The organism is Cyclobacterium xiamenense, from assembly GCF_042140265.1.
Classification (GTDB): domain Bacteria; phylum Bacteroidota; class Bacteroidia; order Cytophagales; family Cyclobacteriaceae; genus Cyclobacterium; species Cyclobacterium xiamenense_A.
In genome coordinates, this window is record NZ_CP159481.1 from 4,169,461 (window position 1) to 4,187,890 (window position 18,430).

Genomic DNA, 18,430 nt, shown 5'->3' on the forward strand with positions numbered 1-18,430 from the left:
ATATCCACCGATGTGAACCGAATCGATATTAATTATTTTTATGTTTTTTATTATAAACATAAATAAAAATTAATAAATTTTGTTTTTTACTTTTGCAATGGATCAAAAGTAAGACAAATATGCAATCAATTAGTGTAGCCCACGGAGATGGAATTGGACCGGAAATCATGGAAGCCACCTTGCAAATTTTGACGGCGGCCGGAGTAAAAGTAAAGTGGGACCCTGTAGAGATGGGGGAAAAAGAATACCTGGCAGGAAATAGCAGCGGGATCGGCAAAAATGCCTGGGACAGCATCCGTAGAAACAAGGTATTGTTGAAAGCTCCCATGACCACACCACAGGGGGGTGGGTACAAGAGTTTGAATGTCACCCTTCGAAAAAGCCTGGGTCTTTTCGCCAATGTCAGACCCTGCAAGAGCTTTCACCCCTTTGTTCCCACAAAGCATCCGGAAATGGACCTGGTGGTGATCCGCGAAAACGAAGAGGATCTATATGCTGGAATCGAGCACCAACAAACCGACGAAGTGGTTCAATGCTTGAAGCTGATTACCCGGCCTGGATGCGAGCGCATTATTCGCTATGCATTTGAATATGCACGTCTTTACCATCGGAAAAAAATCAGCTGCTTCACCAAGGACAATATCATGAAGTTAACCGACGGTTTATTCCATCGGGTGTTTAAAGAAATTGCTGCAGAGTATCCCGACATTGAGTCCGAAAACTGGATCATCGATATCGGAGCTGCTCGCCTCGCTGATACACCGGAGATGTTTGACGTACTGGTAATGCCCAACCTGTACGGTGACGTGGTATCGGACATCACGGCCCAACTTTCCGGATCTGTAGGACTGGCAGGATCGGCTAATATTGGAGAAAAGTGTGCGCTCTTTGAAGCCATACACGGATCCGCTCCTCCACTTGCCGGTAAGGATCTTGCCAATCCCTCGGGTTTACTGCGCGCCAGCATCATGATGCTAAACCATATTGGCCAATCGGAAACAGCTGAAACAATAAAAAACGCATGGTCTTGTACTTTGGAAGAAGGCATTCATACAGAGGACATTTTCCGGACCGGACTTAGCAAACAAAAAGTAGGTACCCAGGACTTTGCCAAGGCCGTAGTGGAGCGACTCGGAAAAACGCCCACTCAGATAAAGCCGGTATCCTACGCAAAAGAGGTAAAAATTCACATTCCACCTTACCAGCGAAAGAAACCGCGTGAAAAAACATTACAGGGAGTCGATGTTTTTATCGATTGGAAAGGAAGCGACTCAGACGAGCTGGCTTCAAAAATACGTAAACTTCACCAGGACTTCCAACTGACCATGATCACCAATCGTGGCGTCAAGGTTTGGCCTGAGGGATTCGAAGAGACTTTTTGCACGGATCATTGGAGATGTCGGTTTGAACTCCTGCCGGGAGCAGCCAAAACGGGTATGGGGATAGCCGAGCTACTGGGGCATGCTGTCGAAAACGGAGTAGAGGTAATCAAAACCGAAAACCTTTACGCCTTTGACGGAGAAAAAGGCTACTCCCTGGGGCAAGGGCAATAGCAGGCAACCCGGTCCGCCGTCCCTTATTAACCGGAGACGGCGGCCCTTGGTTTACAGGTGCGATGCCTGCCTGAAGTGGTCGAACGTGTTTCGTCACCCGACTGGCAGAATACCTGGCATCGCTGTACCCTCTCCACCTCAACGGGTACGGCCGCAACTCCTTACTTGCCAGAATGCCGTATTTCCAGGAACGTCCGATGAAGCGGGTTCCCATGCCCCGGTCAGCTTTTTCCGTGCAGGGTAGGGATCCGCCAAAAAAATCCCGGTCTTGCATCATGCAAGTAGCGACGCTAATCCTAACCCTTTTGACCTACCGGTAAGCGAGGCCCGGAGGGTCCTGCCTCGTAGCCTCCGGTTAGCTTAGATAAATGCTGTCACTTTCAATGGTGTTTTCGGAAGCAACCAACCGGTGGCTAACAATGGCTTTACGGAGATAGCATCAACGCCACCGATTTTTCACGTGTACCGATTCGTGCGGCTCGGCCGCTCGATTCGAGCAGGACGTTATTTTTCAGGATTCCATCCTGCAAAGGATCGATCCAATGTTCTACACGCGCAAAGGGTTCATCCAAACCGATATGCCTGCGAAAAAAGGCTACTTGTACGCTGCTTCGGCAACTCGAGCGAACAACCCTACACGGCTGCGAATCGCCGACAAGTAGTGGGGAGCCTGCTTCTTCCGATGCCATAATGGTTGATTCTTTGGTAGACCTAAAAATAAAGCTTACCTTTGGGCGCTCAATTACCTACCGGCACATCCATTTTCGGCAACATTTTCCGCCGAAACCTGTTTACGTGATGGCCCCATTTGCCTAAGGCATTCCCTTGGTGTGCCACCAAACGCCGGTATTTTTTAGCCTACAAGGGCTGGGTAAATGAGTCATTTCAACAGGAAATAGCCGCAGCAGTTCGCTGATTCAGTCGAGGTGAAACCTTGGTTTTAGTTTTAAAGTTGTAGAGGATATGAAAGAAACAGTGGTAATGGCATCTCCCTTAGGTAATATTCGTCTGGTCGCAGAAGATGGGTTTCTATTATCTTCTAGCTTCACCGATGAAAAAGAATCAAAAAAAGCCAAATCCCCTTTTTTTCAAGACATCACGAAGCAACTGCAGGCCTATTTCAAGGGTGAACTGACCGTTTTCGATATTCCGGTAGGTATCGGAGGCACCACTTTTCAAAAAAAGGTTTGGATGGAGGTGAATAAGATTCCCTTTGGACACACCGTTTCGTATCACGACATTGCGAAAGCCCTGGCGAAACCCACCGCTGTTCGGGCGGTCGGGGCCGCGATTGGCGCCAACCCGCTGCTGGTAGTGATCCCTTGCCACCGTATTATCGCCAGCACCGGAGAACTTACCGGCTATGCAGGCGGACTTTGGAGGAAACTGAAGTTGCTGCAATTGGAATCAAAAGACAAACCGGGTAACCAATTTGACCTGGGTTTTTAAGCTGCTGTCCTTTATTTTCTTTACTATACCGGTCGAGTTGCTTATTTTTGGTTATGGACACCGTTAGAATTCACCCGTACAGCGATGCCTTGGCTCCCCATTTTCTCAAGATCAACCGGGAATGGATAGAAGCTCATTTCAGTATGGAACCATTCGATGTAGCCCAACTTCAAACACCACGGGAAACACTCATTCATCAGGGGGGGGAAGTGTTGTTCGCGGAATGGGAAGGCCTCATTGTAGGTACGGTCGGCTTGAAAAATATGGGAGACGGGCAGTACGAATTAATCAAAATGGGTGTGTTACCCAAAGCGCAGGGAAAAGGGATAGGCCGGTTATTGGGCCAGGCCGCATTGGGCTGGGCGAAACGACACGGGGCAAGCAGAGTACTCCTGTACAGCAACTCCATCCTGGCACCGGCACTGGCGCTTTACCGAAAACTGGGCTTCCGTGAAATACCCATGGAGCCGGGCACCTACCAGCGTTGCGATATAAAAATGGAATTCGTTTTTTAACTGCACGGGTTCATTCTTCTCCAAAAGATGTTTGCTACTTTTTCCAGAGGAACCCGCCCAGGGACAATCGCTGGAGCAGGCGAACCAACCCCACCGCTAACCCACTCGTTCTTTCATTTTTCCCGGGTTTACCGTCCTTTTAATCCGATCTCCGGCCGCAGAAATCGAAAAAAATCAAAACTTACTTTCGTTTTTTGGGTTGTATGTATGTTCCGTCGCAACAGTATCCTGGAAGGACAGCGCAAATCAAACCGCTTCTTGGCGCACAGGCATACCGAGCCTCCCGTACCAATCTACTTCCAATCGGGAATTCGCACTTCGAAATACAAAAAATCATGAAAAAATTTAAAAAATCAGAAATCGTATTAATGATTCTGGTCATCGTTCTCATAGGTGTATCCGAATACTACTTTCTTATTGCCAACGAACCTTTGAAAGCAATCTTCATTGGTTTGTGGTGTCCTACCATCCTCGGCTTTCTGATTTTATTCAATAGAAAACGATAATATGGAAAATATAGACGTAATTTTATTAACAATCGCGGTTGTCGCATCGTTTGTGGTGTTTATCGTCACATCGCTGAAGGAATTCAACCGAATGGAGGAAGAACCTTACGAATACGAAAAAGCGACCGGCCCCACACGAGCGGCGTTGTTTAACGCGTTGAGCGATCTGTTTGAGGAAAATGAAACCCCACAAAAAGACAAAGAAAAGTTAAAACGTACCATCACCCGGACCATTTCCGATATGCATAGCGACGGTGTACACTTTGATAGCTCGGCCAACGAGCCTCCGAAAAAGGCCGGGGGAAAGAAAAAATCCCCCAAAAAGAAGAAGAAGAAGAACTCTTGACCCTTGAACTCGAAATTTGCGCAGAATAAATGGTAGGGATGGTTTGCGGCACTACTTAGGTAAAATTAATCAATTCCGATATTCCGGAAGAATACTTGCCAATCATCCTCGCCAACCAACCGGCGACTATTCCTCTGATGGACACCAACCACTTCAGGGCCGTTGATTACCGAGCCTCACTAGCGGTACAACCATGCCTGCGATCGGGTGAGCCTGTGATGACAACCACTCTGGCATCATCGGTTCAGGAGTGACTTGGTGGATCAATCGTGAAACCTACCCTACCCGCCTTTTTTTTGGTGGCAGCCGTCACAGGGCTTCCCTTAGCATTTCTTCCAGGTTGGCGGAGTCCATGTAAGCGTTGACTCGGCTTTTCAACACGAAAGCATCATCAAAGACCAAAATCAAGGGAGGAGCAAAGGTGGAATCCCCTCCATTAAACAACCTTGTCAGTTCGTGAAGTGGCGTTCTGGAGGTGTGCAATTGATCGTTTGTAAAAACCTGGCCGCCCAAAATTACCTCATCGGGATATTCGGCATTGAATTTTACGGCGTAGTAGTTTTCTGAAAGCAGTGTGGAGATTTTCGGTTTGCTAAAAACTTCGGCCTCCATTTTTCGGCAATAGGTACACCAGTCCGTCTGAAAATACAGCAATACCGGCTTTGGATGCTGTTCCAGGGAGTCCTGCAGCTGCGCAAAATCCAGCCAATACGAATTTGGTTCCTCCTGAGCAGTAAGTATACTACTCAGGAGGGAAAAGATTACCAAAAATAAGAAACGTTTCATCAACGGAAATTACCAATTTTTATACCTAAAAAAAAGGTCCTTGGTCGCAAAGGACCGTATACAAAGTCTGCATCCCGCGTGGGGCCGGTATCAAACTCCCGCTGATAACTGTCAAAAATGTTTTGCACTCCACCACTCAATTCCAGGTTCAGCCGGTTTGTCAACACCCAACGATAGGAAAGTCTCAGGTTCACATCAATAAAGGCAGGAGATTCAATCAGTTCTATAAATTCCTCCTCGTTTACCAATAAGGGAACGGTCATGGGGCCGGTATAGAGACCGGTGACATCAAGGCCGAAAATCTTACTTGGAGTCCAACTGGCATTCAAAAATCCATAGACATCGGGAGTCCGTATAAATTCCGAGACCGTAACTGCCGGAAATTCCGTCGAGCCTTCCTCCGGTTCGAAAAGTACCTCGTCCTGACTGTAAAGGGCCCGTTGGAGGGTACCTCCTACCTGAAAGGAATAGCGGGCTGAGGGTGAAATGGCATATTCCATGTTTACACCCGACACCGTGGCACCGCTTCCATTCCTGGTTTCTTCCAAAAAGGCTCCATTCTCCATCTGCCCCACATTTACCCGTTGAAATTGATTGTACAAGTTGGTATAAAAGCCCTCTAGCAGAAGATTGCTTTGCACAAGTCCGGTATTTTTACCCACGTTCAGGGAAAGTGTGTAGGCATCCGATGTTTCCATGTCCAGATCTTCTGCCAAAACGACAAACTTTTGTTCCCCATCTACCGAAGAGATGTGCAAGTCTTCGTCAAAGGCTTGGGGTGCCCGAAATCCCCTGGCATAGCCCGCTCGGAGCTGTGCGCCTGGAAGCAAATCGTAAAGCAGGGTAAATCTGGGGCTGAAAACGCCTCGGGTAAAGTCCACCTGTCGGGAGACCGGTCCGATTTCATAGGTACCATTGACCCCAACACGATCGTAGCGGGTTCCCATAAACAGAGTCAGCTTATCGCTCGTTTTCCATTCGTATTGTCCATAAAACCCCACGGTGTTCACACGCTGGTCAATCATTTTTTCGTACCCGGAAATTTCGTCCTTCACGGCGTTACCCTGGTACTCCACACCTGCTACAAAAACATCGCTACCGCTGAAATTGTGTGTAATCTGCGAACCGATTACCCCGGCAAAATCGTCGGTCAGGCCGTAGGCATTGGTCGCTGCCAGGCTATCCGCCAGCGTACGTTCTCCACCCAGTCCACCGTAATAGCTTCTCCGGGTACCGGTAAGCATGCTACCGTACGTGGATAGTTTTGATCGCTTGTCTTTACTGAACCGATCGTAGGTCAACCCCGCATTGAGGATGCTGTGATCCAGTTGCTCGGCAATATCGGCGAGGTGAGGCGCCAAATCCAGCTGATCTCCCCCACGGCGAAACTCCTCAATCGCATTAATGTCGAGTGTTAGTTTGCTGTACTCGGATACCTTGTAAAAGGCCTTGGCACCAAATGTCAGGTTGTTGAGGGAAACCAGTTCGGTAAACCCATCCCGGTCTGCATCAAACCCTTCCCGATCTCTCCGCATGCCATAAAATGTCACCCCACTGTTCAGGTCTTCACTCACCACGGAGGCATTAAAATTGGTCGAAACGTCCGGTACCGCTCCGCGGAGCAGGGCCGCGTTCGATCCGATTTGCCAATTGTTCTCCACCGGATCTTTTGTAATGACATTTACGGTACCTGCAATCGCATTCGACCCATACAATGCAGAGCCACCACTACGGACGACTTCCACGCGCTCAATCACGTTAGCAGGAATCATCTCCAATCCATATACTCCGGTAAGCGTGCTGAATATGGGCCGGCTATTTACGAGAATTTGCGAATAGGGACCCTCTAGTCCGTTCATACGCAACTGTGTAAAGCCGCAATTCTGGCAATTTGCCTCAACCCGCACTCCCGGCTGATAGCTCAGTCCCTCCACCATCGACTGCGACTGTGTGGCTTGCAACAGTTTCGAACCCACGACGGATACGAGGCTAGGAGCATCTTCTTTGCTTAGCTCGTACCGACTACTGCTCACCACCACCTCATTGAGTCCGAAGCGGTCTTCGTTGATTACCCGATCAACACGAGTGATTTTACCTGCTTCTACGGCCACATCGGCCTGGGTAGTAGCATATCCAACCGCTCGAATCTTCAGTCGATAGCTGCCTTCAGGTAGATTTGAAATGGTAAATTTACCCTCAAAATCAGTAATTGCACCGTAGTCGGTTTCCGTCACCAAGACCGTCGCCTGGACCACCGGCCCTTCCGGACCAGTGACAAGCCCTTGGATCGACCCGGATTGCTGTGCCAGGGCAGAAAAACTAATCAAAAAAACCAGGTAAAATTGGATTATTCGCTTAACATTCATCGTTTTCTTTTGGAAATGGGTGAAGGACTGTTGCCACAGTTTACCCCACCTGCTGGTAATACGTAGGAAAAACGCCATTGCTCAAAGTGGGTCGCTAACCGGTTTGTACCGGTGGCATCAGCGGAACAAAGGCATGGAAAAAACGGAAGCGAACGATGGTGGGCCTCTTACCGAACAGGAAGCAGGGAACCAATCGTTAAAAACGTCAGAGAGCACGGCTGGAAGCAACGGCATTGTTTGGGTAGACCATGCAATGATGACCTCTTCAAGCCCCAGTTCCAAGAGCGGACTTGTGAAAATTAACTTGTACAATTCGTACTCTTTGTCGGAATGGGTGTCTTTCTTTTTGCGTTCGCCTCCGTCACTGCCAAAATCATAAGGATGGGCGTGGAGTGCTACAAGCCGGCCCTCCTTCCAATGAGAATGCACAAAAACCACATGACAACTTAGGCTAAAAAAATAGGCCAACAAGACCGCCCGGACGGCTCGATCTCTACGGTATGTAGACGCCATTTTCATCAGATTACAATCTCATTTGAAGGTCATTCGCAGGGCCAAGGGCGGCCAGTTGCCTCTACAGATTCATTTTCTTTGATTACCCGCTTTGCCAATGTCTTAATCTACTTTGGCCCAATCCGGGAAGGACTCCCCTATCAGGGGCCGGTAGGTGCACCGGAAATGCAGGCAAACAATCCCAAAACCTGGATCGTTACCGGCCCTACAACCACTTTTTTTACATTATTTATCTCGGGTCAAAGGTAAAAAATTATTTTTATATTCACCTAATATATATTTAGTGTTTGTTAAATATTTTTGTTAGTCTAATCTAATAATTACACCCGAACTCAGGGGAATCGATACAGGTAGTATCGCTACTTAGCGAATTACACCGGGGTCAACGGTCGGCATTTCTTGGGTTTGCAGGTGCGCTGGGTAGTCCTGCGGTAAGGAAGCCCCTTTTCTTTGGGGGAGGGAGAGAATCCTACCCTAGCTTGCGTTTTTTCCATTTTTTAAGAAATATTTGTCGGGTAAATTGTTTGCACGGGTAGCGATATCTTGCTACTTTTGCATCTCTATTTCGCGCACGTGGTGAAACTGGTAGACACGCCATCTTGAGGGGGTGGTGCCTTCGGGTGTGGAAGTTCGAATCTTCTCGTGCGCACACCAACCTTTCCTTCCTCTGGAAAGGTTTTTTTTGAAAAAACGATACGAATTGTCTTGCAGCATGACCGCTACTCAATCCTTACTCCTTAAAAAAGGCCCCATTGAAGCGCGCTTTTCCAGCCTGGGCGCCGAGTGTACCGGCCTACGTGTCCGGGGGCTGGAATACCTCTGGCAGGCAAACCCTTCCATTTGGGGACGGCATGCACCGATCTTGTTCCCCATTGTTGGGCGTCTTCGCGAAGATCGGTACCGGTATCAGGGAAAGACCTATCCCCTTTCTCAGCACGGTTTTGCTCGCGATCGGGAGTTTTCGGTAATAGAGCAATCGAAGGACCGCCTGGTATTCTTGCTTGAATCCGACGACAAAAGTTTATCGATCTATCCGTTTGCCTTCGCATTGCAAATCGTCTATCAGCTGACCGATACCGGTATGCGGGTCGCATACCGCGTCAGCAATCCGGACCCCAATCGGGACCTATGGTACAGCATTGGCGCACATCCAGGATTCAACTGTCCGCTTGAGCCTGAAATCGAAGGCTTCGAGGACTATGGGCTGGATTTCGGTTCCTCCGCCTTGGATTCGCTTTCTGTATATACCCTGAAAAATGGATTGATCGGATCAAAAAGAGAGGTGCTTTCGCTACAGGAGGGGAAACTGGACTTACGTTGGGAGCTTTTTCAAAATGATGCACTGATTTTCGATGTAGGTCCCACGACCTCGGTTTCCGTCCGTAGCCAAAAAACCGGAAAAGGCTATGCCATGGATTTCGGAGAATTTCGCTGGCTGGGCATTTGGACCAAACAACAGGATGCGGGATTCCTGTGCCTTGAGCCGTGGAACGGTATTGCCGACGCATACGATCACGATGGACTGCTTCAAAATAAAAGAGGGGTCGACGTGCTATCTCCCGGGGAGCAACGAGAAGTAGGGTTCAGCCTGACCCTGTTCGACTAATTTCTCCATCCGAAGGAATCCTTTTTGTGCATTGGCTGCCATAAACCGCGTAGATTTCTTAATTTTGCGGCATGTTATCCATCAACAACCTATCCTATTATATTGGGGGACGTCCCCTGTATGAAAATGCCTCCTTGCATATCAAGCCCAAAGACAAAATCGGATTGGTAGGCTTGAACGGAACCGGCAAATCCACCCTTTTGAAAATCATTCACGGGGATATACAGCCTAGCGGCGGTGAAATTCAAAAAGCCAAAGACTGTAGCATCGGGTTTCTAAATCAGGATCTACTCTCCTACCAGTCGGAGGACAGTATTTTGGATGTGGCATTGGAGGCATTTAAAGAGACCCTGGCCCTGCAGGAGGAAATTGACCAGGTGCTGAAACAGATGGAGACCGACTACTCGGACCAGATCCTTCAAAAGTTGGCGAATTTACAGGATCGGTTTGAAGCCAACGAAGGTTACACCATCAAAGCCAAAGCGGAAGAAGTCCTGGAAGGGATCGGGTTTCAGACAAAAGACCTGGAACGACCGCTACGCACTTTTTCCGGGGGCTGGAGAATGCGGGTAATGCTATCCAAACTACTCTTGGAAAAGCCTTCCCTGCTGATGCTGGATGAACCTACCAACCACCTGGACCTTCCCTCTATTCAGTGGGTAGAAAATTACCTAAAGGCCTACGAAGGCGCGGTGGTGGTCGTATCACACGATCAAACATTTTTAAATAACTGCACCGAGACCACCGTAGAGGTTTCCCAGGGAAACCTCACCAGCTATGCCGGCAACTATGCCTTCTACAAAAAAGAAAAGGTAGCACGGGAAGAGATCCAGCAAAATGCTTACGAAAACCAACAGCAAATGATCAAACAGACGGAACGCTTTATTGAGCGCTTCCGTGCGAAGGCGACGAAATCCAATCAGGTCCAATCCCGTGTCAAGGCATTGGACCGGCTGGATCGGGTCTCTGAGGTAGTTCGGGATGAGGTCTCTGTAAATTTTAAATTCAAATTCTCCCAAAAATCGGGAAGAGACGTGGTCGTATTGAATGGGGTTTCCAAATCATTTGGCAGCCTCAAAATCCTAGAAAACACCCATGCTCGCATCGAAAGGGGAGATAAGATCGCCCTCATCGGTGCGAATGGAAAAGGAAAGTCCACCTTATTGCGTATTATCGATGGGTCCGAGCCGATCGAGGGGTACAGGGAAGAAGGCTACAACGTGATCAAATCCTTCTTCGCACAGCACCAGCTCGAAGCCTTGGGTATACAAAACGAAATCCTCCAGGAGCTTTCCCAGGCAGGTAGTAAAAAAACCGAGACAGAGTTGCGTAACGTATTGGGATGCTTTCTATTTACCAATGACGATGTCTTCAAGAAAATAAAAGTACTCTCCGGTGGCGAAAAATCCCGGGTAGCGTTAGCCAAAACACTGATCTCTGAGGCAAATTTCCTGTTGCTGGATGAACCCACCAACCACTTGGACATCCAATCGGTCAATATCCTGATACAGGCCTTGCAACAGTACGAGGGAACTTTTGTCACGGTTTCCCACGACCGGCTATTTATCCAGGGAGTTGCCAATAAGATCTGGTACATCGAAGACCATGCCATCAAGGAATATCCAGGAACCTACGATGAGTACGTATACTGGCGTTCTCAGCAAACAGCCAAAGAGGAAAAAGCTGCCGCGAGCCCTCCTCCAAAAAAAGATACCCGGCCGACGAAAAGCAACGGGAGCCCGGCGGATCCCGAATTGAAAAAACGGCGGCGCGAAAACGCCCTCGCTTTGGAAAAACTGGAAGAAGAAATCACCGATTTGGAGAATAAAAAATCTACGTTGGAAAACCTCATGGCCGACCCTACTGCCTATGAGGACGAGGCACGCATGCAGGAATTGCAGGCAAACTATGCGGCCCTTTTAAAAACGGAAGCCAGCCTCAACAAAAAATGGGAGGACCTGGCCGAAGAGATCGATAACCTGCAGGACTAAGATTGATTCCTTCGCCATGAAACAGCTCGCATCGATATTACTTTTTATTTCCGGACTTATGGCAGCCTCAGGACCGATGGAGGCCCGGCAGGTATACGAAGATGAGGTGCTGGATCCAAACATTCATACCGTACAGGTGTATCCGGAAACCGGGGAATTCGAGGCACAGATGAGCTCTCCGGTGATTGCACTAAACGGTCCCGTGCCACTGGTCTTGACATTTGACGATATCGCGTACGAAGCAGACCGGTACTCGGCCAGGTTGGTTCACTGCAATGCAGACTGGACCCAATCCGGCCTACGAGACCCAGATTTTCTTCAACAGTACAACGAATACAACGTCAATTCCTACGAGTACAGTATCAATACGCGAATTCCCTACATCCATTATACCTTTCGAATTCCACGGGTGACCCGAAGTGGCAATTACGTCATTCAAGTGTATCGTGGCCGGGATAAATCGGCGATAGTGTTCACAAAACGATTCATGGTATACGAAAACCAAGTAGCCGTCGGCGCAGAAATTGTGCCGCCAAGCCGAAACGAAGACCGAATGCAACGACAGCAACTAAATGTCACCGTGGGCTATGGCAATCGAGAATTGGTAGACCCGATGAACCAAACCCGATTGGTGATCCGCCAGAACCAACGCTGGGACAATGCCATTTATGGATTGAGATACACCCAAATCCGGGAAGATCGAAAACAGTTGCAGTACCACCTTTTTGACGGGAGCAACACGTTTCCTGCCGGAAATGAATTTCGTTTTGTCGACTTACGCTACGTTCGTGCCCGTGGAAGGAACATCGCCGCAATTAAAATGGAAAAAGATGTGGTATTTGCAGAAGCAAGCCCGGATGCCTCGAGAAAGGGACAGGGCTACCTGGAATACCTCGATATCAATGGTCAATTTGGCATATTCAATGTGGAGCGGCAAAACCACCACCTCGAGAGTGAATACGTATTACTCACGTTTAACCTGGAATCCGAGAAACTTACCGATCCCCCTTTTGTACTGGGGGCCTTGAGTCAGTGGGGAAAAAAACCAGAGTCAAAAATGGTGTACGATCCGAAAGGAGGCAGGTACCAGGCCTCACTGTTTCTAAAGCAGGGCTGGTACGATTACGCATACGGAGTCATCGGAGAACAGGGTTGGGAGACAGAGCCTTTTGAAGGGAATCATTTTCAGACAGAAAACGAATACGAGGTGTTCTTTTATTACCGTGACATGGGGTCGCGATACGATGAACTAATTGGGTATGGGATCGTCAACCCCAATAAAAGACGGTTTTAAGAAAGGACGAAAAAAAACCCGGGAAAGCCCGGGTTTTTTCTTTTATTAATCGTCTGATTCCGATGATTCTTCTTTATCACCACTTGCCCGTTCGTCATTTCTTCTGGGCTCATGGCTTTGGGAACGATAGGGAACAAAGCCCTCTCGCTTAAACTTATAAGGTTCAGTCCGCTGACTGGGCATATTATTCGCCAAATCCAACATGCCAAACCCTTTGTGTGTGAAAGCGCCCAAACCACACTTAAACACAAAATCCTGCACTTCCTCGGCAGCGTATAAGGTAAAGGGAAGGGTGTATCCTCTCACTTCGTACTTTACATCCATGTCATAGACCGAATAGATTCTGGCAAATTTCTTCTGCTGTTCGCGCAGTTTGTTTACGTAATTCATGTCCGGCACGACTTGAAACTTGTAAAAAGACTCCATTTGCTCCTGGTTGTACCAGCCGGATTTTTCCATACGGGTAAGCGTGGATTCGTAAAGCAAATCAGAAAACTCATCCGTATCGGGATTGATAAACCGTTTACCGGATTCATCATCAAAGGTGGGCATTAGGAGGACGAGGGGAGAAATACAAACAAACTTGTTGGACGTCTCCAAAGGTGGTTCGATCTCCTTTTCTGTGTACTCAGGAGATAAAATAAGGTTTCCCAACTCAATTTTTGGGGTTTTAAATACCTGCTCCAACAAATAATCGATAAACGCTTCATCCGGAGCAGATACGACCAGGGTAACTAAGCTGGAATAGTAATGCAAACCACTTCTACTCACTTTGGTCTGACCTTTCAAACCAGAAAAGTTGAAGTAATTGTAGTTAAAAAACGTTTCTTGTCCTCCCTTAACGATCAGACCTTTGAGAAACTGTGCCAGGATGTACTGGTGGTGAAAGGGTAAGTAAGCCCCTTTGTTCTTCAAGGAAAATATTAATCTAATTCTCACGACATTAAAAATGAAAAGTTAAACAATAAGTTATTACAACATTACTACAGAATAAACTAATTTATGGGTAAATAAGTTGCAGCAAACATAACAATAATATTTCAATTTATTTACACATTGAATCGAAAATGCATGATATCTCCGTCACAAACTACATATTCTTTACCTTCAACTGCAATTTTCCCGTGTTCACGGCAGACCGCCTCGGTTTTGTATTGCTCATAATCCTTTAGTTTGATGACTTCCGCTTTGATAAAGCCCTTCTCAAAATCGGTGTGGATCACACCGGCTGCTGCGGGAGCCTTCCATCCTTTTTTTATGGTCCAGGCTCTTACTTCCTGAACGCCAGCCGTGAAGTAGGTTATTAGATTTAACAATCTGTAGGCGGCGGCGATCAAGCGGTTCAGTCCGCTTTCTTCCAATCCGTATTCTGCCAGGAAAAGATTTTTTTCTTCTACATCGTCAAATTCTGCAATCTGGGATTCCAGCGCTGCGCAGAGAACGATCACCTCGGCATTTTCCCGAGAGACTTCTTCCTTCAGTCGGGCTACGTGTGCATTCCCCTCCTGAATGCTGTTTTCGTCCACGTTCGCAACGTACAAAACGGGTTTGATCGTCAACAAATGGATGTCTTGCAAAGCTTCGAGATCGTCTTCGTCAGCTTCCACGGCCCGGGCGTTCTTTCCCTCCTTCAAGGCATCTTTGAATTTTAACAGGCTCTCCATTTGCTTTTTAGCCTTCGCCTCACCGCTTTTTGCAACTTTTTCTATGCGAAGCATTTTCTTCTCCACCGATTCCAGGTCTTTTAGCTGTAATTCGGTATCGATGACTTCTTTATCAAAAATCGGGTCGACGGAACCGGCTACATGCACCACATTGGGATCTTCAAAACACCTCACCACATGAATGATTGCATCCACCTCGCGAATATTGGCTAAAAACTTGTTGCCCAGCCCCTCTCCTTTACTTGCCCCTTTTACCAGGCCCGCAATGTCCACAAATTCAATTACAGTCGGAATGACTTTTTGCGGGTGAACCAGCCCTTCCAGCACCTGCAGTCGGCGATCCGGAACCGTCACCACCCCTACGTTCGGCTCAATGGTGCAAAAAGGAAAGTTTGCAGCTTCTGCTTTTGCACTTGACAAAGCATTGAATAAAGTTGATTTTCCCACGTTAGGCAGGCCAACAATCCCACATTTTAATCCCATGAACGTTAAATCTTATCTATTTTAAATATTTTGTACTCTTTGTATCCTTTGTAAAACTCCTGTATGGAAACCCTGAAAATGGTATATACAGGTATCGCAAAAATCATTCCGAGTATCCCGGCAATTTTTGCCCCGGCAAAGATAATAACAAAAATCTCAAGGGGATGGGCTTTTACGGATTTAGAGAAAATAAATGGTTGCAAAATAACATTATCACTTAGCTGTACGACCGAAAAAACGGCCAATACTTTAAACAAGAAAAAATAAACCTCGCTGGCAGCGCCAAACTCACCGGTGGAAAGGCCCACCAAAACGCCAAAAATTGTTCCCAACAGAGGCCCGGCGTAGGGAATCAAATTTGCGACGGCAGCGAAAACAGCAATGGTCATCGCATACTCCACATTGGCAAGGGTAAGGCCTACAGAGGCGATAGAAAAAATCACTGACATCTGAATCAACAATCCCAGCAAGTAGTTCGAAAGTAGGCGCTCCACCTTGTGAAAGGTTGCCACGGATAGTTCGAAATATTTGTTGGGAATAAAATTGAGCAGGTTCCTCCGAAGTAGTCCATTTTCCAGCAAAAGAAAAAAGGTAATGAATCCCACAGCCAAAATGCTGATAAAAAAACTGCTGGTGGTGGAAATCACCTGGTTGATAAACCCCTGGATATTTACCTCATTAAAGCTATTGATCAGGTTTTCTTTGACCAATCCGATGAGGTAGCCCGGTTGGTTATCAATCAGGTTCAACTGGATCAGTATGCGTTCCAAATTGTCTATTGGCCGCTGTATCTGGTCGTACAAGTAATTGATGTCCAGGTCCTGCAACAAAGCAACCTGCGAGCGAAACAAAGGGATAAACAACAATACCAAAAAGAAAGCCACCGAAAGTACTGCAGAAAAGGATAAGATAATGGATAGCGCCCGAGGAACGTGTTGCCCCATGACATACAGGTTGTTGATTTTGTTGGTCAATGGGCGAAGGGCAGCCGCCAGAACCAGAGAAAAAACAAAATACAAACTGATATCAGAAAAATACCAACCCAATAAAAAAACAAGCGCAGTAACAGCGGTTGCCGTTAGGATTACTCGGACCATGTATCAAAAATAACAAAAAAAACGAACTTCAGGATGATTTTGCCCATCGAAGGCAAAGGATCCCAAAATTCGTTTTTCGACCGTTCCCGGAGTTTGGCCATTGACTCAGGCAATAAAGGCACATCGGTCCTTTATTCCCACTTCAAGTCCTCTCCAAATTTATTGTTTTCGTTGTTACTTTCTGTTGCTTCCGGCTCTACATCGAACTGGGAGAAATCAAAATCCGCCATCAAATCATTTTTTACGTGGTCCACAGCATCCTGCAGTGCCTCCACAAACTTGGCGAAATCCTCCTTGTATAAGAAAATTTTATGCTTTTCGTAGAAAAAATTATCGTCCTTGATTTTCCTCTTGCTCTCGGTAATGGTCAAGTAGTAGTCATTTGACCGGGTTGATTTCACATCAAAAAAATAGGTCCTCTTACCAGCCTTTACCCTTTTGGTGAAAATCTCATCTCTTTCGTAATCTTTATTATTTTCCACTATCCAAACATTTAATTTTTTTTAAAAATTAATTTAATGCCAAGTTAAATCAATTCGCTTATCAAATTCAAGTTATTCCCTCTTTTTTTTTCCAAAATACGGGATAATCTTCAAATTACCGGTTGGAAAAGACAATTTTATGACTACAAAAGATAGCTTTTTCTTGCGATTCTGCTATTCTCCATGGAGAAATTGCTTTTTAGCGAGTAGCTCTTCTTCAGATTCTCTGTGGTCCGGATCATCTACGCAGCAATCTACCGGACATACCGCTGCACACTGAGGTTCCTCATGAAACCCGGTACATTCCGTACATTTTTCTGTTACGATGTAGTAAAACTCATCGGAAACCGGTGTTTGCTTTTCGTCGCCACTGACGACCGTTCCGTCCTCAAGAGTCAACTCTTTAAGCTCGGTACCTCCACCCCATGTCCACTCAATACCTCCCTCATAAATGGCGGTATTGGGGCATTCTGGCTCGCATGCGCCACAATTGATGCATTCGTCCGTTATCATTATTGCCATCTCTCTTCAATTTTGTTTGTTCGCAAAACTACTACCCAAAATACAATCTCACAAGCAAAAAGATTCCCTTTTGTGTAATTTTAAATCACCAACATTAATTAGTGTACTAAGTACACACTTTTCTCTTTGTTCAATGTTCGCTACCTTTGTCTGGCTTTTAACCGCTACTGCCTATCCCCTGCCCCATTTAACAAATGTTCCCATGGATCCAAGCCGCCGCCTAACCGCTCTTTTCGACCTGCATGACCACCTCCAAAACCTTCCCGAAGCGAGCAGGCGTGCCTTGTTTGATCGGATGCAACACCAAAACAGCTGGTTTACTCCTGAACAATCCCGGCATGCATTTGAAGGAATGATTCGGTATTTATCGCCGGAAAAACTGAAGAGATGGGTGCAGCACTATACGTTTCCTGCGAGCGGTTGCTTTTCTGTAAAAAACATCGGGCTGATCCTTGCGGGAAACATTCCAGGGGTCGGCTTTCACGACTTGCTTTGTGTCTGGCTCTCCGGACACAGGGCTTGGGCCAAGCTAGCCTCTTCGGATCAGGTATTGATCCCATGGCTGGTACAACAGGCAGAGGAGGTGGCCCCGGAACTGGCACAAGCGGTTACCTTTGCCGAGCAATTGAAGGGGATGGATGCCTACATCGCGACAGGTAGCGATAATTCAGCCCGCTACTTTTCGTATTATTTCGGCAAATACCCACACATCATTCGTAAAAACAGGACTTCCATCGCCATACTGAGTGGTGAGGAACGCCCGGAAGACTGGCGCCTGCTTTCCGAAGATATTTTTCGCTATTTCGGGCTTGGCTGCAGAAACGTGTCCAAGGTATTTTTTCGAGACCCCGATCAGATCCAAGCTTTTATGCAGGGCATGGACCCGGCCAATCAAGTGATCAACCACCACAAATACCTCAACAATTACGAGTATAATAAATCAAAATACCTGGTCAATCGTACGCCCCATTTCGACAATGGCCATTTACTTTTGGTAGAAAGTGACGCATGGGTCTCTCCTATAGCTGTTGTTTACTACGAAACATACACCGATGAAGCCGAACTACGCTCCCGAATTGCCGCGGTAGAAGACAAAATACAGTGCATCGTATCCAGGAATGGCTGGTGGCAGGGCAGCATCCCATTGGGAACGGCCCAGACCCCCGATCCGGATGACTACGCCGATGGGGTGGATACCTTTCAATTTTTGCTGGAACTCCGATGAGACGATCAAATCATCGGGCAGCCCTGGTTTGG

General features: G+C 47.1%; 17 protein-coding genes and 1 tRNA gene. 10 read left to right on the plus strand and 8 right to left on the minus strand.

Annotated features, from left to right (window positions below; genetic code table 11):
• Positions 1–119: 119 nt before the first annotated feature.
• The 5 genes from ABWH99_RS16915 to ABWH99_RS16935 all read left to right on the plus strand — a co-directional run bounded on the left by ABWH99_RS16915 (position 120) and on the right by ABWH99_RS16935 (position 4,369).
• Entirely contained in the window at positions 120–1,553 is a 1,434-nt protein-coding gene (locus ABWH99_RS16915; RefSeq protein WP_375583006.1) for an NADP-dependent isocitrate dehydrogenase, read from the plus strand.
• 963 nt (positions 1,554–2,516) lie between these two features.
• Positions 2,517–3,002, plus strand: a complete 486-nt coding sequence (locus ABWH99_RS16920; protein ID WP_375583007.1) for a methylated-DNA--[protein]-cysteine S-methyltransferase — start codon at positions 2,517–2,519, stop codon at positions 3,000–3,002.
• Between the two features lie 53 nt (positions 3,003–3,055).
• Positions 3,056–3,517, plus strand: coding sequence for a GNAT family N-acetyltransferase (locus ABWH99_RS16925; RefSeq protein WP_375583008.1), 462 nt, complete (start codon positions 3,056–3,058; stop codon positions 3,515–3,517).
• A gap of 335 nt (positions 3,518–3,852) precedes the next feature.
• Positions 3,853–4,023, plus strand: a complete 171-nt coding sequence (locus ABWH99_RS16930; protein WP_375583009.1) for a hypothetical protein — start codon at positions 3,853–3,855, stop codon at positions 4,021–4,023.
• A 1-nt stretch (position 4,024) separates the two neighbouring features.
• Entirely contained in the window at positions 4,025–4,369 is a 345-nt protein-coding gene (locus tag ABWH99_RS16935; RefSeq protein ID WP_375583010.1) for a hypothetical protein, read from the plus strand.
• Positions 4,370–4,678: 309 nt separating this feature from the next.
• On the opposite strand, the gene ABWH99_RS16940 is transcribed toward ABWH99_RS16935, so the two are convergent.
• From ABWH99_RS16940 to ABWH99_RS16950, 3 genes are all read right to left on the minus strand, one after another.
• A complete protein-coding gene (locus ABWH99_RS16940) occupies positions 4,679–5,155 on the minus strand; it encodes a thioredoxin family protein (RefSeq protein WP_375583011.1) in 477 nt (158 codons plus the stop codon).
• Positions 5,155–7,521: a TonB-dependent receptor domain-containing protein gene (locus tag ABWH99_RS16945; protein ID WP_375583012.1), complete on the minus strand. Its 2,367-nt coding sequence runs from the start codon at positions 7,519–7,521 to the stop codon at positions 5,155–5,157. Before ABWH99_RS16945 ends, ABWH99_RS16940 begins: the two co-directional genes overlap by 1 nt.
• A gap of 117 nt (positions 7,522–7,638) precedes the next feature.
• A complete protein-coding gene (locus ABWH99_RS16950; protein WP_375583013.1) occupies positions 7,639–8,034 on the minus strand; it encodes a hypothetical protein in 396 nt (131 codons plus the stop codon).
• A gap of 567 nt (positions 8,035–8,601) precedes the next feature.
• Between ABWH99_RS16950 and ABWH99_RS16955 the strand changes: the two genes are divergently transcribed.
• The 4 genes from ABWH99_RS16955 (at position 8,602) to ABWH99_RS16970 (ending at position 12,925) form a co-directional block, all read left to right on the plus strand.
• Positions 8,602–8,683: transfer RNA gene (locus ABWH99_RS16955), tRNA-Leu, on the plus strand.
• A gap of 33 nt (positions 8,684–8,716) precedes the next feature.
• Positions 8,717–9,640: an aldose 1-epimerase family protein gene (locus tag ABWH99_RS16960; RefSeq protein WP_375583014.1), complete on the plus strand. Its 924-nt coding sequence runs from the start codon at positions 8,717–8,719 to the stop codon at positions 9,638–9,640.
• 71 nt (positions 9,641–9,711) lie between these two features.
• Positions 9,712–11,631, plus strand: coding sequence for an ABC-F family ATP-binding cassette domain-containing protein (locus ABWH99_RS16965; RefSeq protein WP_375583015.1), 1,920 nt, complete (start codon positions 9,712–9,714; stop codon positions 11,629–11,631).
• A gap of 16 nt (positions 11,632–11,647) precedes the next feature.
• Positions 11,648–12,925 (plus strand): DUF5103 domain-containing protein, encoded by a 1,278-nt coding sequence (locus ABWH99_RS16970; RefSeq protein ID WP_375583016.1) that lies wholly within the window; start codon positions 11,648–11,650, stop codon positions 12,923–12,925.
• 45 nt (positions 12,926–12,970) lie between these two features.
• On the opposite strand, the gene cas6 is transcribed toward ABWH99_RS16970, so the two are convergent.
• The 5 genes from cas6 to ABWH99_RS16995 form a co-directional block, all read right to left on the minus strand.
• Positions 12,971–13,864, minus strand: a complete 894-nt coding sequence (gene cas6, locus ABWH99_RS16975; protein ID WP_375583017.1) for a CRISPR-associated endoribonuclease Cas6 — start codon at positions 13,862–13,864, stop codon at positions 12,971–12,973.
• A gap of 110 nt (positions 13,865–13,974) precedes the next feature.
• On the minus strand, positions 13,975–15,072 hold the full coding sequence (ychF, locus tag ABWH99_RS16980; protein ID WP_375583018.1) for a redox-regulated ATPase YchF: 1,098 nt from the start codon (positions 15,070–15,072) through the stop codon (positions 13,975–13,977).
• Positions 15,073–15,077: 5 nt separating this feature from the next.
• Entirely contained in the window at positions 15,078–16,169 is a 1,092-nt protein-coding gene (locus ABWH99_RS16985) for an AI-2E family transporter (RefSeq protein WP_375583019.1), read from the minus strand.
• Positions 16,170–16,300: 131 nt separating this feature from the next.
• The gene (locus ABWH99_RS16990; protein WP_375583020.1) at positions 16,301–16,651 is read right to left on the minus strand and encodes a DUF3276 family protein; all 351 of its coding nucleotides are present in this window, start codon (positions 16,649–16,651) and stop codon (positions 16,301–16,303) included.
• 174 nt (positions 16,652–16,825) lie between these two features.
• Positions 16,826–17,173, minus strand: coding sequence for a 4Fe-4S binding protein (locus ABWH99_RS16995; RefSeq protein WP_375583021.1), 348 nt, complete (start codon positions 17,171–17,173; stop codon positions 16,826–16,828).
• Positions 17,174–17,375: 202 nt separating this feature from the next.
• Here ABWH99_RS16995 and ABWH99_RS17000 point away from each other — a divergent pair, with 202 nt between their 5' ends.
• Positions 17,376–18,398, plus strand: a complete 1,023-nt coding sequence (locus tag ABWH99_RS17000; RefSeq protein ID WP_375583022.1) for an acyl-CoA reductase — start codon at positions 17,376–17,378, stop codon at positions 18,396–18,398.
• Positions 18,399–18,430 lie beyond the last annotated feature (32 nt).

Excerpts from the sequence above, each read along its gene's own strand:
- ABWH99_RS16965 (WP_375583015.1), top strand. The coding sequence starts at position 9,712 with ATGTTATCCATCAACAACCTATCCTATTATATTGGGGGACGTCCCCTG.
- ABWH99_RS16935 (WP_375583010.1), top strand. The coding sequence starts at position 4,025 with ATGGAAAATATAGACGTAATTTTATTAACAATCGCGGTTGTCGCATCG.
- ABWH99_RS16985 (WP_375583019.1), bottom strand. The coding sequence starts at position 16,169 with ATGGTCCGAGTAATCCTAACGGCAACCGCTGTTACTGCGCTTGTTTTT.
- ABWH99_RS16945 (WP_375583012.1), bottom strand. The coding sequence starts at position 7,521 with ATGAATGTTAAGCGAATAATCCAATTTTACCTGGTTTTTTTGATTAGT.
- ABWH99_RS16930 (WP_375583009.1), top strand. The coding sequence starts at position 3,853 with ATGAAAAAATTTAAAAAATCAGAAATCGTATTAATGATTCTGGTCATC.
- ychF (WP_375583018.1), bottom strand. The coding sequence starts at position 15,072 with ATGGGATTAAAATGTGGGATTGTTGGCCTGCCTAACGTGGGAAAATCA.
- ABWH99_RS16925 (WP_375583008.1), top strand. The coding sequence starts at position 3,056 with ATGGACACCGTTAGAATTCACCCGTACAGCGATGCCTTGGCTCCCCAT.
- ABWH99_RS16950 (WP_375583013.1), bottom strand. The coding sequence starts at position 8,034 with ATGGCGTCTACATACCGTAGAGATCGAGCCGTCCGGGCGGTCTTGTTG.
- ABWH99_RS16970 (WP_375583016.1), top strand. The coding sequence starts at position 11,648 with ATGAAACAGCTCGCATCGATATTACTTTTTATTTCCGGACTTATGGCA.
- ABWH99_RS16920 (WP_375583007.1), top strand. The coding sequence starts at position 2,517 with ATGAAAGAAACAGTGGTAATGGCATCTCCCTTAGGTAATATTCGTCTG.
- ABWH99_RS16940 (WP_375583011.1), bottom strand. The coding sequence starts at position 5,155 with ATGAAACGTTTCTTATTTTTGGTAATCTTTTCCCTCCTGAGTAGTATA.
- ABWH99_RS16915 (WP_375583006.1), top strand. The coding sequence starts at position 120 with ATGCAATCAATTAGTGTAGCCCACGGAGATGGAATTGGACCGGAAATC.
- ABWH99_RS17000 (WP_375583022.1), top strand. The coding sequence starts at position 17,376 with ATGGATCCAAGCCGCCGCCTAACCGCTCTTTTCGACCTGCATGACCAC.
- ABWH99_RS16995 (WP_375583021.1), bottom strand. The coding sequence starts at position 17,173 with ATGGCAATAATGATAACGGACGAATGCATCAATTGTGGCGCATGCGAG.